14 protein-coding genes are annotated in these 15,936 nt (G+C 74.1%); 11 read left to right on the top strand and 3 right to left on the bottom strand.

What is annotated here, in order from left to right; all coding sequences use genetic code 11:
* Positions 1-2: 2 nt before the first annotated feature.
* Positions 3-887: a Gfo/Idh/MocA family protein gene (locus ACH4F2_RS28125; protein WP_398135545.1), complete on the bottom strand. Its 885-nt coding sequence runs from the start codon at positions 885-887 to the stop codon at positions 3-5.
* A gap of 420 nt (positions 888-1,307) precedes the next feature.
* Here ACH4F2_RS28125 and ACH4F2_RS28120 point away from each other — a divergent pair, with 420 nt between their 5' ends.
* The 9 genes from ACH4F2_RS28120 to ACH4F2_RS28080 all read left to right on the top strand — a co-directional run bounded on the left by ACH4F2_RS28120 (position 1,308) and on the right by ACH4F2_RS28080 (position 13,268).
* Positions 1,308-2,228 (top strand): alpha/beta hydrolase family protein, encoded by a 921-nt coding sequence (locus ACH4F2_RS28120; RefSeq protein WP_398135544.1) that lies wholly within the window; start codon positions 1,308-1,310, stop codon positions 2,226-2,228.
* Between the two features lie 228 nt (positions 2,229-2,456).
* Positions 2,457-5,228: a LuxR C-terminal-related transcriptional regulator gene (locus ACH4F2_RS28115; protein WP_398135543.1), complete on the top strand. Its 2,772-nt coding sequence runs from the start codon at positions 2,457-2,459 to the stop codon at positions 5,226-5,228.
* Positions 5,229-5,345: 117 nt separating this feature from the next.
* Positions 5,346-6,632 carry a PucR family transcriptional regulator gene (locus tag ACH4F2_RS28110; RefSeq protein ID WP_398135542.1) on the top strand — a complete coding sequence of 429 codons (1,287 nt, stop codon included), beginning with the start codon at positions 5,346-5,348 and terminating at the stop codon, positions 6,630-6,632.
* A 784-nt stretch (positions 6,633-7,416) separates the two neighbouring features.
* The gene (locus ACH4F2_RS28105; protein ID WP_398135541.1) at positions 7,417-8,208 is read left to right on the top strand and encodes an ABC transporter ATP-binding protein; all 792 of its coding nucleotides are present in this window, start codon (positions 7,417-7,419) and stop codon (positions 8,206-8,208) included.
* Positions 8,205-9,005 carry an ABC transporter ATP-binding protein gene (locus ACH4F2_RS28100; protein ID WP_398135540.1) on the top strand — a complete coding sequence of 267 codons (801 nt, stop codon included), beginning with the start codon at positions 8,205-8,207 and terminating at the stop codon, positions 9,003-9,005. Before ACH4F2_RS28105 ends, ACH4F2_RS28100 begins: the two co-directional genes overlap by 4 nt.
* Complete coding sequence (locus tag ACH4F2_RS28095; RefSeq protein ID WP_398135539.1) at positions 9,002-9,898, top strand: branched-chain amino acid ABC transporter permease; 897 nt, start codon at positions 9,002-9,004, stop codon at positions 9,896-9,898. The genes ACH4F2_RS28100 and ACH4F2_RS28095 overlap by 4 nt, the downstream gene beginning before the upstream one ends.
* Positions 9,891-11,027 carry a branched-chain amino acid ABC transporter permease gene (locus tag ACH4F2_RS28090; protein ID WP_398135538.1) on the top strand — a complete coding sequence of 379 codons (1,137 nt, stop codon included), beginning with the start codon at positions 9,891-9,893 and terminating at the stop codon, positions 11,025-11,027. The genes ACH4F2_RS28095 and ACH4F2_RS28090 overlap by 8 nt, the downstream gene beginning before the upstream one ends.
* Positions 11,024-12,304, top strand: coding sequence for an ABC transporter substrate-binding protein (locus ACH4F2_RS28085; RefSeq protein WP_398135537.1), 1,281 nt, complete (start codon positions 11,024-11,026; stop codon positions 12,302-12,304). The genes ACH4F2_RS28090 and ACH4F2_RS28085 overlap by 4 nt, the downstream gene beginning before the upstream one ends.
* A gap of 145 nt (positions 12,305-12,449) precedes the next feature.
* Positions 12,450-13,268, top strand: a complete 819-nt coding sequence (locus ACH4F2_RS28080) for an SAM-dependent methyltransferase (protein ID WP_398135536.1) — start codon at positions 12,450-12,452, stop codon at positions 13,266-13,268.
* An 82-nt stretch (positions 13,269-13,350) separates the two neighbouring features.
* Here ACH4F2_RS28080 and ACH4F2_RS28075 read toward each other — a convergent pair whose 3' ends face one another.
* Entirely contained in the window at positions 13,351-14,271 is a 921-nt protein-coding gene (locus ACH4F2_RS28075; protein WP_398135535.1) for a helix-turn-helix domain-containing protein, read from the bottom strand.
* A 160-nt stretch (positions 14,272-14,431) separates the two neighbouring features.
* A complete protein-coding gene (locus ACH4F2_RS28070; RefSeq protein ID WP_398135534.1) occupies positions 14,432-14,659 on the bottom strand; it encodes a DUF397 domain-containing protein in 228 nt (75 codons plus the stop codon).
* A 224-nt stretch (positions 14,660-14,883) separates the two neighbouring features.
* Between ACH4F2_RS28070 and ACH4F2_RS28065 the strand changes: the two genes are divergently transcribed.
* Together ACH4F2_RS28065 and ACH4F2_RS28060 are read left to right on the top strand one after the other, a co-directional pair.
* Entirely contained in the window at positions 14,884-15,297 is a 414-nt protein-coding gene (locus tag ACH4F2_RS28065) for a hypothetical protein (protein ID WP_398135533.1), read from the top strand.
* Between the two features lie 28 nt (positions 15,298-15,325).
* Positions 15,326-15,874, top strand: coding sequence for a hypothetical protein (locus ACH4F2_RS28060; RefSeq protein WP_398135532.1), 549 nt, complete (start codon positions 15,326-15,328; stop codon positions 15,872-15,874).
* The last annotated feature ends 62 nt before the right edge of the window (positions 15,875-15,936 follow it).

The following is a 15,936-nucleotide window of genomic DNA, read 5'->3' as shown; positions in this document are numbered from 1 at the left end:
GGTCACCGCCGCTCGCTCAGCAGGGCCTCGGCCTCGGCCAGGATCTCGGTGACCCGCAGGCCGAACGCGGCATCGCACGCGTGCCGGTGCCCGCCTGAGGCGGAGGAGAGGAGCGCGTCCGCGGCCCGCAGCACAGCGGGTACCGGCCCCTCGGCGGCCTCCGGAAGGAGCGTCACGCCGGCCCGGCCGCGCAGCTCCACGGTCGCACCCGCCGCGGCCGGCGGCGCCGTGAGGCTGAGCGTGAGCGTGCTCGAAGCACCGCCGGTGTGGTCGAGCACCAGATGGACGGTGTCCCCGGGGCCCGGTACCGCCGCCGCCACGCGCCGGGCGTCACCGAGGACCGGCAGCAGTACGGACAGGGCGTGCGGCCCCACGTCCCACAGGGCGCCCTTCTCCCGCCGCCACGGCGAGTGGGCGAACGGGCTGTCGTCGGCGAACACCGAGCCGAGCCACTGCGCCCGCGCCGTGAACCAGCCGTCTCCCGCCGCCTGCTCGGTGATCCACGCCTCGGTCTCGGGCTGGAACCGGGCGGTGAAGAAGACGACGGAGGCGACGCCCGCCGCACGCGCCGCCTCGACCACCGCCCGTCCCTGCGGCACCGTCGCCGCCAACGGCTTGTCGAGCAGCAGGTGGCACCCGGCCCGCGCCGCGCGCACCGCCAGCTCCGCCTGCACGGCCGGCGGCAGCGCGACCGCGACGGCCTCCACGTCCGCCAGCAGGGCGTCGACGTCCTCGTAGGCACGCGTACCGTGCCGGTCCGCCAGTTCCTCGGCGGCTTCCGCCCGGCGCCCCCACACCCCCACGAAGTCCACGCCTTCGTGCCGGCGCAGGGCGGGGGCGTGCGCCATGTCCGCCCAGGGACCGGTGCCGAGCAGTCCGATACGCATGCCGTCGCCTCTCCGCGATGCCGAACCCGGTGCCGGGTCCGCCGACGTTCCTCCCTGACGACCGGCGTACGACAGCCCGGCCGGTGCCGAGCGTGTCACACCGACCGGGTGCCCGGGCAAGACCACGGGGCGCGGGACGCGGGGCTGCACGGGCGCCGCCCGTTCACCCGGCCCCCCACCGCCCGTTCATCCGGCCGCCCAGCCGTTCGCCCGCCCGGCCGTCCGGGCCCGCGGCTCCAGCCGTCGGACGAGACCGGTGATATTGCCGATCCCCCCGACCGTCCCCCCCGCCGACAGTGGCACCGCCAGTTCATCGGCGACGTCCGTCCGGCGGATGTCCCGGGACGCGACCCCACGTGTCCCGGGCCCGTGTGCGATCACCGGCCGGGCCCCTCGCCACGACAGAGAGGGCGATTCCTCGTGCAGCAGAACCCCCACACCCACGCCGCGCGCCCGGCGTTCCGCGGAACGCGGCGGCGGCTCGCCGGCGTCACGGCGGCCGTGGCCGCCGTCGTCGCGCTCAGCACCCTCACCAGCCCCGGCGCCCAGGCCGCGGACAACCCGTACGAGCGCGGCCCGGCACCCACCGAGTCGAGCATCGAGGCACTGCGCGGCTCGTACTCCGTGGCGGACACCAGCGTCTCCTCGCTCGCGGTCACCGGCTTCGGCGGCGGCACGATCTACTACCCGACCAGCACCAGTGACGGCACGTTCGGCGCCGTCGTGATCGCGCCCGGCTTCACCGCGTACCAGTCCTCCATGGCCTGGCTCGGTCCGCGGCTGGCCTCGCAGGGCTTCGTCGTGTTCACCATCGACACCAACACCACGCTGGACCAGCCCGACTCCCGAGGCCGCCAGATGCTGGCGGCCCTGGACTACCTCACCGAGCGCAGTTCCGTCCGCGGGCGGATCGACAGCAGCAGGCTCGGCGTCATGGGGCACTCGATGGGTGGCGGCGGCACCCTTGAGGCGGCCAAGTCCCGTCCGTCCCTCCAGGCCGCGATCCCCCTGACCCCCTGGAACCTGGACAAGTCCTGGCCCGAGGTCAGCACCCCGACCCTGATCGTGGGGGCCGACGGCGACACCATCGCCCCGGTCTCCTCGCACTCCGAGCCGTTCTACTCCAGCCTGCCGTCCCGGACGGACCGCGCCTACCTGGAGCTGAACAGCGCTTCCCACTTCTCGCCGAACACGTCGAACACGACGATCGCGAAGTACAGCATTTCCTGGCTCAAGCGGTTCATCGACAACGACACCCGCTACGAGCAGTTCCTGTGCCCGCTGCCCCGCGCGAGCCTGACCATCGAGGAGTACCGGGGCAACTGCCCCCACGGCTCCTGACACTCTCAGGGCACCATCCGGTACCATCCGGCGGCGGTCGCGGCACGTAGCGGCCGCCGCCGGCGCGCTGTGCCGCCGCACGGCCTCGGACCCGGGCCGCTGGGCCGCGGCACAGTACGTGACCCGGGCCGTACGGTGCACAACCGCAGGTGACACGGCCGACGCCCGGGCGGGCCACGGCGGACCGGTGGCTTCCGCGTCAGGTTACGCGCGCGTAACCTCCCGGGAATGACCGGAGAGACGACCGTACGTACGGCCGTGCGCATCCACGGCCGAACCGCGCAACGGCAGGCGGTGCGCACCCTGTTGGACGGGCTGCGTACCCACAGTGGCCACCTGGTCGTGGCCGGCGAACCCGGGCTCGGCAGGACCGCCCTCCTCCACTGGGCCGCCCGCTCCTTCCGGGCCGGCCCCGTACTCCACCTCGGACCCGGCCCGCAGCCAAGCGCACGCGCCACCGCCGCGGAACTGCTCCACACCCTGCGGGCGGCGGCCGGCGAGGCGCCTCTGCTCGTGTGCGTCGACGACGCCCATCTGTGGGACGCCCCCGCCCGCAACGCCCTGGGCCGAGCGGCCGAGCACCTGCGCACCGCGGGCCGCGTCGGCCTGCTCCTCTCCGTCGCCGGACACCGCGACGTCGACCCGGAGTACGCCCACCTGCCCGTCGTACGCCTGGACCCGCTCACGCCGCCGGAGGCCGACGCCCTGCTCGACGACGTGACCGACGGCGCCGCAGACCCGGGCGTCCGCGAGGAACTGCTGGCCGAGGCGGAGGGGAACCCGGCCCTGCTCCTCGCCCTCGTGCACCGGCTGTCACCCGCCGAACTGCGCGGGCACCGGCCCCTGCCCAGACCCCTGGCCGACGCCGGGACCCTGGCGGAGGTGGCGGGCGGGGCGCTGACCGGCCTGTCCGCGGACGCGCGGGACCTACTGCTGGTGGTGGCGGCGGCCGTACGGGCGTCGGACGGACCGGACACCGACGCCGGCCCGGTCCTCGACGCCGTACGGCACCTGCGGCCGGCGTCCGCACCGGCCCCCTCCCTGCAATCGCTTCCCGCGCCGCTCGCCGTGGCCGACGACCGGCTCCGTTTCCACGGTCCGCTGGTCCGCCGCACGGCCCACGCCACCGCCGCGCCGGACCGGCGCCGCGCCGCGCACCGCGCGCTGGCCGACGTGCTGGAGAGCGACGGTCACCCGCTCCCGGGACTGCTGCACCGCTCCTGGTCCCTGACCGGCCCGGCGTCCGCGCCCGCGCTCGCGGACCGGCTGGCGGCGGTGGCGGCCGACGGCACGGTGGCGGTCTCGCACCAGCTGCGCGCGACGGCGTACGCCCGTGCCGCCGAACTGACGGCCGACGGCCCGGTCCGGGCGGAGCGGTACACGGCCGCGGCCGAGCACGCCCTGCTCGCCGGCCGCCCCGACCGGGCACGTCCGCTGCTCGCCGCGGCCCGTGGCTGTGCCGCACCGGCCGGGGTGCGGGGGCGCGCCGAGCTGGTGCGCGGCCTGACGGAACTCCGGGACGGACCCGTCGGCGACGCCCACCAGTCCCTGCTGCTGGCCGCGTCCCTGCTCGCCGAAGACGCCCCCGCCGACGCCGCGACCGCCGCCCTGGCCGCCGCCGACGCGGCCTGGGCGGCGGGCGACCTGCCGGCCTGCCTCGCCACACTCGCGCCCGAACCGGCTGCCGGTACCGGGCGCGGAAACCCGGTACCGGCTGCCGGTACCGGGCGCGGAAACCCGGGCGAGCCCGCCGGAACGCCCCCGGACCCGGTGCGCGACGTCCGCGTCGGTATGCGGGCGCTGCTCGAAGGGCGGCTCGACCGGGCCGCCCTGCCGCTCGGGCAGGTGGTGGAACGGGCCAGGACCGACGACCGGCCCGAGGGGCTGCTGCGGTCGGCGTCGGCCGCGTTGCTGCTCGGCGACGTGGACGCCGCCCGCCGGGCCGGGGCGCGAGCCCTGGCCGCCGCCCGGCAGCTCGGGTCCAACGCGCTGGTGCCGCAGGCACTGGAGTACCTCGCCTACGCCGAGCTGCGCGCCGGGCGGCACCCGCAGGCCCGCGCCCACGCGGAGGAGGGACTGCGCACCGCGCTGCGGGCCGGGCAGCGCAACACGGCGGCCCATCACCGGGCGGTACTGGCCCTCGCGGCGTCGATCGAGGAGGAACCGGACGTCGTCGACCGGCATGTGACGGCCGCGCTGGCTACCGCCCGGCGCCACGGACTGGCTCAGGCAGCCACCCTGGCGGAGTGGGCGGCGGCCCGGGCCGACCTGGGGCGAGGACGCCCCTTCGACGCCGCCGACCGGCTCGGACTCCTGGTCCTGCCCGGACCCGGGCGCGGACACTTCGCGGTGTGGCGGCTCGCCGTGCCGTGCTTCGTGGAGGCCTCGGTCCTCGCCGGACGCCACGAGGACACCGGTGCGGTCCTCGCGGACTTCGCCGACTGGGCGGCATTCGGCGCCGATGGGCAGGCCGCCGCGCAGCTGGCCCGCTGCCACGCCCTCCTCGCCCCGCCGGACCGCGCCGACGACCTCTACCGGCACGCGCTCGCCCGGCACGACGAGGCGGGCGGCGACTTCGAACGGGCCCGCACCGCGCTGCTGTACGGCAAGTGGCTGCGCCGGCGGCGCAGGCCACGCGAGGCCCGCGGGCGCCTCGGCACCGCGCTGGCCGGCTTCGACCGCTGCGGTGCGGGTGTGTGGGCGGCGCAGGCGCGCGCTGAGCTGCGGGCGCTCGGAGCGGCGTCGCACGGCGGTGAAGCGGGGGCGCCGGGCCGGCTGACCCGCCTCACGCCGCAGCAGCTGCGCATCGCGCGGCACGTCGCCGAGGGCGCCACCAACCGGGAGGTCGCGCTGACCCTCGCGGTGAGCACCCGCACCGTCGACTACCACCTCCGCAAGGTCTTCGCCGTGCTCGGTGTACGGTCCCGCCTGGAGCTGGCCCGCGTGGTCGAGCAGGCCGAGCACGCCGGACCGGCCGAAAAGACCGGTGCACAACACTAGGGACCGACCGGACGGTATGTCATCCTTCGGGGCAGGACGAGTCAGGGGGCATGCCCGGCACGGGTGGACAGCCCGTCGCGGGGCGCCCCCGCAAGCCCTGGCCCGGGGAGGACCGCGATGCAGCACGCCGTACGGTCACGAGCAGCGATCCGCACCGGGCTGACGCCCGTTCCACGCCCGCGGACACCCAGCGTCGCCTCGTTGATGGACGCCGACGCCCTGCGCGTCCTGCACCGGGCCGCCCGCGCCCTGCTCGACGACCTGCCCGACCTGACCGACCGGCTGGTGGCCCTGCTGCGGGAGCAGGAGCCGGCGTACCGCGCCGCCATCACGAAGGACCCCACCGCCACCTGGCAGGAGGCCCACCGCTCGCTGCGCCACAGCGTCGCCTCGCTGCTCGACCCCCGCGGCGCGCGGGACGCGGCCCGCCGCTGCTCCTGGCGGATCGGCGCCACCCGCGCCGAGCAGGGACTCCCCCTGGACGCCCTGCTGCACGCCTTCCGCCTCGGCGGATCCCTGGTGTGGCAGCAGCTGGTCGAGGAGACCTCCAAGGCGGCGCCCGAGGACGTGCGGCTCCTCGTGCACGTGGCCGCCGACGTGTGGAACTTCGTCGACGAGCACTGCACCGTCGTCGCCGACGCCTACCGGCAGACCGAGTGGCAGATCGGCCGGCGCCGCGAGAACCGGGCCCGGCAGCTGGCGGCCGGCCTGCTCGACGGCACCAGCCGCATCGCCGACCTGCCCGAGGCCGCCCAGGTGCTGGGCCTGCCGGAGCAGGGCCGGTACGTCGTCGTGGCCGTCACCGGCGGACACGCTGCCCGACGCGCCGCCGCCCGCGCCGCCGCCGTGCCGCCCGGCCCCCGCGTCCACTGGCACGACGGGGCGGACGTCGACTACGGCATCGTCCTGGTCGACGCCGCCGACGACGGACTGGAGGGTCCGGAGGGTGCCGGGCCCGCGCCCTCCGCGCCGGCCGCCGGCCTCCGGATCGGAGTCGGCCGCCCCGTGGAAGGACTCGCCGCCGTCGGCGACGCCCGAAAGCTCGCCGACACGGCCCTGGACGTCAGCCCCCCGGAAGGCGGCACGGTGCGACTCGACGACCATCTCCCCGCCGCCCTGGTCGTCTCCAGCCCCGAACTCGGCCGCGCCCTCGCCGAGAAGGTGCTCGGCCCGCTGCTGCGCCTGGAGCCCGCCGACCGTGAGGTGCTGCTGGAGACCCTCACCACGTGGCTCGACTGCGACGGCTCGGCGCAGCGGGCCGGTGAACGCCTCTACTGCCACCGCAACACGGTCCTCAACCGTCTCCGCCGCTGCGAGCAGCTGACCGGCCGGTCCCTGGCCCGTCCGGCCGACGTGGTCGAGATCAGCCTGGCCCTGACCGCCCGGCGCGTCCTGCGCGACTGAGGGACGCGCGGCCCCGGCCCCCCGCCAGGCAGCGCGCCCCGAGTCGACGCGGCCCGCGTGCCGGGAGGGCCGGCGTGGGGCAACGGGCGTCCGGCGCGGCCTCCCGGCGTGACTCGGCCCCCGTTCCCGCGGCGCGCGGGCGGGGGGCGGCGCTGCGGCATGCCCTGGGCCCTCCCGTGCCTCGTGTGCGTGACGGCCGCCTCCAGGCGCGGCTTCGGGCCCTGGCGCCCATGGAGCGTGGGGCTTTCGGCGCGCCGTGGCTGTCAGCTGTTCGGCGCGGGGGGATCCGTCTTCTGGTGTTCCGGCGCGTGTGTGTGACGGCCGCTTTCCGGCGTCGCTTCGGGCCCTGGCGCCCATGGTGTGCGGGGCCTCTGGCGCGGGGTGGCTGTCAGCTGTTCGGCGCGGGGGGATCCGTCTTCTGGTGTTCCGGCGCGTGTGTGTGACGGCCGCTTTCCGGCGTCGCTTCGGGCCCCGGCGCCCATGGTGCGCGGGGCCTCTCGCGCGGCGTGGCTTCAGCTGTTCGGCGTGCGGGGAGGATCCGTCTTCTCGTGTTCCGACGCGTGCGGTTGCGTGGCCTTCCGGCGTGGCTTCGGGCTCCGGCGACCGCGCGGCCCCCGGCGCGTCCAGGCGCCCGGTCTGGGCATCCGCACAGAGTCTCCGGTCCGGGACTGGGACGCCGCAGCGACCCGCGCCGCAGCTCTGTACCGCCACCGGCGCGCGTGCTGTCGTGAGCTCCCCCTTTCCCGTCACCGTGCCGCTCTCGGCACGGTCCCAAGGAGCCGTGATGCCCGCAGCACCACCGGACGGCGAGCCCGCGCTGCACGTCGAGAGCCTCGACGTGACGTACGGGCGCGCACTGTCCGCCCTCCGTTCCGTGTCCCTGACCGTCCCGCACGGCGGCGTGGTCGCGCTGCTCGGTGCCAACGGCGCCGGCAAGACGACGCTGCTGCGGGCCGTCTCGGGCACACTGCGCCTGCACCGCGGCGCGATCACGGCCGGCCACGTCCGCTACGGCGACACGGCCCTCGACGGCCGGGACCCGGTCGCCGCCGTACGCGCCGGAGTCGTACAGGTGCCCGAGGGCAGGCGGGTGTTCGCCGGACTCAGTGTCGACGAGAACCTGCGGGCCGGCGGGCTCGGCCTGAACCGGCGCGCCCCGGCCCAGGTCCGCGAGGCCCGGGAGCGGGTCTTCACCCTCTTCCCGCGGCTCGCCGAGCGCACCCGCCAGGCCGCCGGCCTGCTGTCCGGCGGCGAGCAGCAGATGCTGGCCATCGGCCGCGCCCTGATGGCCGCACCCCGCCTGCTCCTCCTCGACGAACCCTCCCTCGGGCTCGCCCCGCTGATGGTGGACCGCATCGCCGAGGTCGTCCGCGAGATCAACGCCCAGGGCACCGCCGTACTGCTCGTCGAACAGAACGCGGGCATGGCCCTGTCGCTCGCGGAACACGCCCACGTCCTCGAGGTCGGCGAGGTCCGGCTGTCGGGCCCCGCCGGTGAACTCGCCCGCACGGACGCCGTACGCCGCCTCTACCTGGGCGACACCGCCGAGGGCGCCGACAGCCAGGGGGCCGCGTGACCACCCGTACCGCCGCACCCCCCGCACTCGAGGTCCGCGACGTGACCGTGCGCTTCGCCGGACTCGTCGCCCTCGACGACGTATCCTTCACCGTCGCCCCGGGCACCGTGCACGCCGTCATCGGTCCCAACGGCGCGGGCAAGTCCACCTGCTTCAACGTCCTGTCGGGTCTGTACCGGCCCACCGCCGGCACGGTACGGCTCGGCGACGCCGAGCTCACCCGCCTCGCCCCGCACAAGATCGCCGCCCTCGGGGTGGCCCGCACCTTCCAGAACATCGTCACCACCCAGGGCACCGTCGCCGACAACCTGATGCTCGGCCGCCACGCCCTGTCCCATGCCGGCTTCGCCGCCAGCGCCCTGCGTCTGCCGCGCGCCGTGCGCGAACAGCGCGACCACCTCGCCAAGGCCCGTGAGATCGCCGAACTCACCGGCCTGGGCGCCCACTTCGACGCACCCGTCGCCCTGCTGTCCTACGGCGACCGCAAACGGGTGGAACTCGCCCGCGCCCTCTGTCTGGAGCCCCGTGTACTGCTGCTCGACGAACCCGTGGCCGGCATGAACGCCGCCGAACGCATCCGCATGACCGAGGTCGTCCGGGAGATCCGAGCCGAACTCGGCCTGTCCGTCGTGCTCGTCGAGCACGACATGGGGCTGGTCATGCGGCTCGCCGACGAGGTCACCGTCCTCGACTTCGGCAAGGCCATCGCCCACGGCACCCCAGACGAGGTCCGCCGAGACCCCGAGGTCCTGCGCGCCTACCTCGGCACCGGCACCACCGGGGAGGACGCGGCATGACCGCTTTCCTCGACAACCTCCTCAACGGCCTCGCCCTCGGCTCGGTCTACGCCCTGATCGCCCTCGGCTTCGTCACCATCTTCAAGGCGTCCGGAGTCCTGAGCTTCGCCCACGGCTCGCTCCTGCTGCTCGGCGGCTACCTCGTCGCCGTCCTCCACGACGACATCGGCTTCGCCGGGGCACTGGCCGTCGCCGTGCTCGTGACGGCGGCCGTGGCCGGGGCGCTGGACCGGCTGGTGCTGCAGCGCGTCGGAACCGACCCGCAGGCCGCCCACGTCCAGACCATCGTCACCATCGGCATCGACATCGTCCTGGTGACCGACCTGGCCCGGCGCATCGGCGGCGACCTGCTGCCGCTCGGCGACCCCTGGGGCAACTCGGTGACCGACCTGGGCCCGGTGACCGTCGCCGACAGCCGCATCGCCGCGATCCTGGTGTCCGCCGTGGCCATCGGCGGTGCATTCGCCCTCTTCCGGTTCACGCCGTGGGGGCTGTCGCTGCGCGCGGCGGCCGAGGACGGCGAGGCCGCCGCCCTCATGGGCGTGCGACTCACCCGCGTACGCACCGTCGCCTGGTGCCTGGCCGGCGGTCTCGCCGCGCTCGCCGCGGTCTTCCTGGTCGCCTTCCCGGCCCCGGGACTGGAGCGCACCACCGGGCAGATCGCCCTGAAGGCCTTCCCGGCCGCCATCCTCGGCGGCATGGCCTCCCCGGTCGGCGCCCTGGTCGGCAGCATGCTGATCGGCCTCACCGAGGCCTTCGTCGCCGGCTACCAGTCCGACCTGCACGTCCTCGGCGAGGGCTTCGGCGACGTCGCCCCGTACGCCGTGATGGTGCTGGTCCTCCTGGTACGACCCACCGGACTGTTCGCGGCGAAGGGAGCGGCCCGTGTCTGACCTCCGCTCGGTCCTCGTGAAGCGCGGCGGACTCCTGCTGCCCGCCCTCCTCCTGTGCGCCCTGCCCCTCTACCTGGACGCGTTCTGGCTGCGCATCGGCCTGTTCTCCATGGCCGCGGCGATCGGTGCCGTCGGGCTCGGCCTGCTCAGCGGCACCGCGGGGCAGCTCTCCCTCGGTCACGCCTTCTTCCTCGCCGTCGGCGCCTACGGCTACGTATGGCTGGCGGGCGAGAACGGGCCGGGGCTGCCGCCCGCCGTCGCCCTCGTCCTCGCCGTGCTGCTCGCGGGGGCGGCGGGCGGGCTGTTCAGCCCCGTCGCCGGGCGGGTCAAGGGCATCTACCTGGGCGTGGCCACCCTCGCCCTGGTCTTCCTCGGCCACCACGTCCTTCTCACCGCGGACTCCGTCACCGGCGGCTTCAACGGAAGCTCGGTGCCGCCTCTGGAGCTCGGCGGGTTCACCTTCGCCGAGTCCGACCCGGAACTGACGGTCATGGGCGTGCCGTTCGGTGCCGAGGAACGGCTCTGGTATCTGGGTCTCGCCCTGTTCGCGCTCACCTGGTTCACCGCGCGCGGACTGCTGCGCGGACGCCCCGGACGCGCCTTGGTGGCGCTGCGCGACAGCGAGACCGCGGCGTCCGTGATGGGTGTGCACGTGGCGAAGTACCGCTCGGCCGCGTTCGTCGTCTCCTCGATGTACGCGGGCCTCGCCGGTGTCCTGCTCGCGCTCTCGTTCCGCCGCGTCGTGCCCGACTACTTCTCCCTCCTTCTCTCCGTCGACTACCTCGCCATGATCGTCATCGGCGGCCTCGGCTCCGTGGCCGGCGCCACCGCCGGCGCCGTCTTCGTCACCGCGCTGCCCCTGCTGATGACGCGCTACGCCGACCAGTTGCCGCTGGTGGCGACCCCGGGTTCCGGCGACGGCTCGATCGGCCCGACCGAGGCCTCCCGCTACCTCTACGGCGCGGCGATCGTCGTGATCCTGCTGTACGCCCCCGACGGTCTGCACGGGCTGGCCCGGCGGACCCGCGCCCGCCTGCGGCGCAAGCCACCCGTCGGCGGCCCGCCCGACGCCTCAGCCACACCCCGGACCCCCGACACCACCGCACGAGCCAAGGAGCACACCCCGTGAACGTCACGCACACCAGGCCCCGTACCACCCGGACCGCCGCCCTGGCCGCGGCACTGGCCGCCGTGCTGCTCGCGGGCACCGCCTGCAGCACCAAGGGGGACGGCGGGAGCACCGACGACGCCGCCGACGGCGTCAAGGCCGGCCCCGGAGTCAGCGAGAAGGCGATCAAGCTGGGCGCGCTGACCGACCTCACCGGCCCCTACGCCACCCTCGGCAAGAGCATCGTGCAGGCCCAGCAGATGTGGGCCGACGAGACCAACGCCGCGGGCGGCATCTGCGGGCGCAAGGTCGAGATCGTCGTCAAGGACCACGGGTACGACGTGCAGAAGGCGGTCACAGCCTACGCCGACATCTCCCCGGACGTCGTCGCCCTGCCCCAGGTCATCGGCTCGCCGGTGGTCGCGGCCCTGCTCGACGACATCCAGCGGGACAGCATGCTGACCTTCCCGCAGGCATGGGCGGCCTCCCTGCTCGGCATGGACGCGGTCCAGGTCCTCGGCACCACCTACGACCTCGACATGATCGCCGCCGTCGACTTCCTCACCCGCTCCAAGAAGATCGCCAAGGGCGACACGATCGGCCACGTGTACTTCGAGGGCGACTACGGCGCCAACGCGCTGGAGGGCTCCGAGTGGGCCGCCGAGCAGGCGGGGATCAAGGTGGCCGGCCAGAAGATCAAGGCCACGGACACCGATCTGACGGCGCAGGTGTCGGCCCTGAGCAAGGCAGGGGTGAAGGCGGTCCTGATCAGCGCGGGCCCCGCCCAGACCGCCTCCCTCGCCGGCGTGGCCGCCGCCCGCGGTCTCCAGGTGCCGATCATCAGCAGCGCTCCCGGCTACTCTCCGCAGTTGATGAAGACTCCCGCGGCACCGGCGCTGGAAGCCATGGTCCACGTGGTGAGCGCCGCGCCGGCGGTCAGCTCCGACCTGCCGGGCGTCAAGAAGATGGTCGCCTCCTACGGCAAGAAGTACCCGGGGCAGCCGGTCGACTCCGGCGTGCTCTCCGGGTACAACGCCGCCCAGCTGATGGGAGCCGACCTCAAGAAGGCCTGCGAGGGCGGCAGTCTCACCCGCGAAGCCGTGGTGAAGGCGCACCGTTCGCAGAAGAACGCCGACACCGGCCTCGGCACGCCGCAGAACTTCACCTACGTGACCGAGCCTGCCAGCCGGTCCACGTACGTGCTGAAGCCCGACGCCAAGGCCGTCGGTGGCCTGGTCGGAGTGGAGGAGGCCCACCCGGCGCCAGGCGCCGACGCGTACCTGGCCGCCCGCGGCTGATCATCCGAGGGGCCGTCAAGTCGCTTTCACCGCACGCGGCTTGACGGCCGTTCCGTCCGAGTACTGGTTTCCCTGAAGGCCAGGTCCCTAGGATGTACTCTCTGTCATGCCAGTGCGGTTGGCGCGGTACGGAGCTGGGGGAACGATGCAAGCCGACAAGCGGTTGTCCACGGAGATCGACGCCAACGTGCCAACGGCCGCGCGTATGTACGACTACTACCTGGGCGGCAAGGACAACTACGCGGCCGACCGGGAGGCGGTCGGGGAACTCGACAAGGTCGTCCCCAGTACCCGCCGGCTCGCGCTGAACAACCGGCGCTTCCTGCAGCGGGTCGTGCGTACCCTCGCGCAGGACTACGGCATCCGCCAGTTCCTGGACCACGGTTCCGGCCTGCCCACGCAGGACAACGTGCATCAGGTCGCGCAGCGCGTCGCCCCGGACTCCCGCGTCGTCTACGTCGACAACGACCCGATGGTGCTGGTCCACGGCCGGGCGCTGCTCGACCAGAACGACCGGACCGCCGTCATACACGCCGACATGCGTGCGACGGAGGAGATCCTCTCCCACCCGGACACCCGGCGTCTGATCGACTTCTCGCAGCCGGTGGCCGTGCTGTTCAACTCGGTCTTCCACTGCATCCCGGACAGCGACACCGACGGCCCGAAGGCGGTCGTCCGCCGCGTGACCGAGCGGCTCGCACCCGGGAGCTACGCGGTGATGTGCCAACTGGTCAGCGAGGACGCCGAGGTGCGGAAGTTCGTCACGGACTTCATGGGCCAGGCGACGCGGGGAAACTGGGGCCGGGTGCGCGAGCCGAAGGACGTCGAGGCCCTCTTCGAAGGCATGGACGTCCTGGAACCGGGCCTGGTGGAGGTCTCCACCTGGCGCCCGGACAGTGAGGTGGCTCCCCGCCAGCTCACCGACGAGTGGATCGAGTTCGGCGGTCTGGGCCGCCTCCGCTAGCGCAGAGCACCGGCGCGCAAGGCGCTGGGGCCGCACGCCGGGCGCGGCCCCAGCGCCTTTTGCTGCCTCGCCCGCGGCCTCGCTACTTCGCGGGGTAGCGCTGCGCCATCGTCTCGCGCAGCAGCTCCAGTGACTCGCGCGGAGTCAACGCCTCGTCGGCCAGGCGGTCCAGCACGACCCGGTACTCCTCGGTCTCGTCGCGGTCCTCGAGGAAGTTGGCGCTTCTGATGTGCTCCAGATAGACCACGTCCGGCAGGTCGATGCCGCCGAAGCGCAGATAGGTGACCGGTATCGCAGGCGCCGACGCGTTCGTCACGTCCAGCGGCACGATCTGCAGCGTCACATGGGGTTGTCCGGCCGTCTCGACGAGGTGTGTGAGCTGTTCCCGCATGACCTCGCGGCTGCTCAGTACACGCAGCAGCACGGACTCGTCGATGATCGCCCACAACTGCGGGGCGTCGTGGCGACGCAGCAACTCGGCGCGGCGCATGCGCAGTTCGACTCGACGCTGGACCTCGCTCGCCGACGCGTTCGGCAGGCCCCGCTCGACCACGGCCCGGGTGTAGGCCGCCGTCTGGAGCAGGCCGGGCACGTACTGGATCTCGAAGGTCCGGATGGTCGCCGCGGCCTCCTGAAGGCCGACCAGGCGGTCGAACCACTCGGGCATCAGGCGTTTGTCGTACCGCTGCCACCAGCCAGGTTCACCGGCGCGCCGCAACAGTTTGACCAGCACCGAGGCCTCGTAGGCGTCGGTGCCGTACCGCTTCAGCAGCGCACGGACGTCGGTCTCCGACGGGGGCCTGCGGCCCTTGCCCGACTCGATGCGGGAGAGCTTCGCCGCGCTGAACCCGAGATCGCGTGCCGCCTGGTCCTGGGAGAGGCCGGCATCCTCGCGGAAGCCCGCCAGCTGAACACCGATGAGCATCTTCAGCAGAGTCGGAGCCGGCTCGGCCCGGTCCAGATAGGGTTCGAGACGGGAGAGGCGATGCGACACGGCGGACATCCTGGCTCCCAGCAGACCGGCAGACTTGAGTAACCACACTATCTCATCAGGCCCCTGACCGCCGCATCTGCCGGTGGAAAAGGGGTAGTTGGCCACCGTTTCGGCTCCGTCTCGCCTCCGTCCCGCGGTCGGCAGCCCCCTCCCGGTGACCGCCGGCGCCTCACAGCAGGTGGTCGAACTCGCCCTCCTTCGCCCCGGCCAGGAAGGCGGCCACCTCCGCGGAGGTGTAGACGAGCGCAGGGCCGTCGGGATCCCGGGAGTTGCGCATCGCGATGCCTCCGTCCACGAGGGCGACCTCCACGCAGTTGCCCTCGGCGTTGCTGTGCCGACTCTTCTTCCAGCGGGCGTCCAGCGAGCTGGCCCGCACTCCGTTGCGCACTGGTGGCACCGCGGTCTCCTTGCCGTTCGGGGAGCGGGCCGGGTCCCGTCGGTCCCCGCGCGTTCCCGTCCGATTTCTTTCGCGCAATTTCTCGTGCAATTGCACGCGAGCGCTGTCAGCGTGGATAATAGCCGCGGCGTCAACCCCTCGGCGGGCGCCCTGTCCTGACGTCGCATCAGGGAGTTGCCGTGCCGTTACCTGCGCATCCAACGCTCCGGTCGTCCGGCGAGCCCGTGTCGGAGACAGACGCGCCGATCCGGTCCGGGAGGCTTCCGCGCACGGCGCGATCCGCCGCCGGCCGGGAGGAGCGGCGGTTCCCCGCTTCGCGGGCGAAGCGCTGCGCGCCGGACGGCCGTTCCCTCGGCCGGCACCCCGCCGGCGCGGGGGCGCACGCCGTGCCGTCGGCGATGCCCGGCGCCCCGCAGCCCGGGCCGCAACTCGCTCCGGACTCCGGCCGCGTGATGCCGGCCGTCTCCCGTCGCGGGGGTGACGCGCCCGTGTTCATCCCGTCCGGCGGCTCCGCGCTCCAGGAGTGCGGACGCGGCCTGTGCGTCGTCGACGCCCTCGCGCAGGCACGGAGCCGGACCCCGAAGCCTCCGGCGGGCACGACCCTCCGGGGCGAGTCGCCGACCCGTCCCCTCACCTGACCCGACTGCCGCGGAAGGGCCCCACACCATGCGCAGCGCTCCGACACCCGAGCCGAGCACCCAGCGCACCGACCGTCATGCGCAGCCGCCCGGCTCACCCCGGACCGCGGCCCCCCTGGCGGGGCTGGACGGCGTGCCCTGGAGCGAGATCCAGGACTCCAGCGGCTCGGCCGCGGCCATTCCCCGGCTGCTGCGCAAGGTCGCCTGGGGTGACGCGGAGACCGCCGGCGCGGCCCTCGGTGATCTGCGGAAACGCATCTGCCAGTACGGTTTCGTCGTCGAACAGGCGACCGCCGCCACCGTTCCCTTCCTGTGGGAACTGGCACAGCGGCCCCAGGTGAGCTGCCGGGCGCAGATCATCCAGCTGCTCAAGAACATCGCGGACGCCCGGCAGTGGGAGACCACCGCCGCCGTCTACCCCAAACTGCTCAACCACCGGGAGAACCCCGTGGCATGGGAGCGCGCGGCGCGGCAGGCCGTCCGCGCCCGGCGCAGCGAGCTGGAGCGGCTGCTGGCCGAGGGCGACAGCGAGATCACCCGCGCCACGACCGAACTGGCCCGCACGCTCGGCGACTGAATCAGGCACCCCGGCCCGGAACCGCGGACCGAAACCCGCACACTCGGAGACCGGAGACCCGC

It is taken from the genome of Streptomyces sp. NPDC017890 (genome assembly GCF_044328675.1).
GTDB lineage: Bacteria > Actinomycetota > Actinomycetes > Streptomycetales > Streptomycetaceae > Streptomyces.
This window is presented reverse-complemented; position numbering and strand designations above follow the sequence as displayed.

Excerpts from the sequence above, each read along its gene's own strand:
- ACH4F2_RS28060 (WP_398135532.1), top strand. The coding sequence starts at position 15,326 with ATGCGCAGCGCTCCGACACCCGAGCCGAGCACCCAGCGCACCGACCGT.
- ACH4F2_RS28075 (WP_398135535.1), bottom strand. The coding sequence starts at position 14,271 with ATGTCCGCCGTGTCGCATCGCCTCTCCCGTCTCGAACCCTATCTGGAC.
- ACH4F2_RS28115 (WP_398135543.1), top strand. The coding sequence starts at position 2,457 with ATGACCGGAGAGACGACCGTACGTACGGCCGTGCGCATCCACGGCCGA.
- ACH4F2_RS28080 (WP_398135536.1), top strand. The coding sequence starts at position 12,450 with ATGCAAGCCGACAAGCGGTTGTCCACGGAGATCGACGCCAACGTGCCA.
- ACH4F2_RS28110 (WP_398135542.1), top strand. The coding sequence starts at position 5,346 with ATGCAGCACGCCGTACGGTCACGAGCAGCGATCCGCACCGGGCTGACG.
- ACH4F2_RS28095 (WP_398135539.1), top strand. The coding sequence starts at position 9,002 with ATGACCGCTTTCCTCGACAACCTCCTCAACGGCCTCGCCCTCGGCTCG.
- ACH4F2_RS28125 (WP_398135545.1), bottom strand. The coding sequence starts at position 887 with ATGCGTATCGGACTGCTCGGCACCGGTCCCTGGGCGGACATGGCGCAC.
- ACH4F2_RS28105 (WP_398135541.1), top strand. The coding sequence starts at position 7,417 with ATGCCCGCAGCACCACCGGACGGCGAGCCCGCGCTGCACGTCGAGAGC.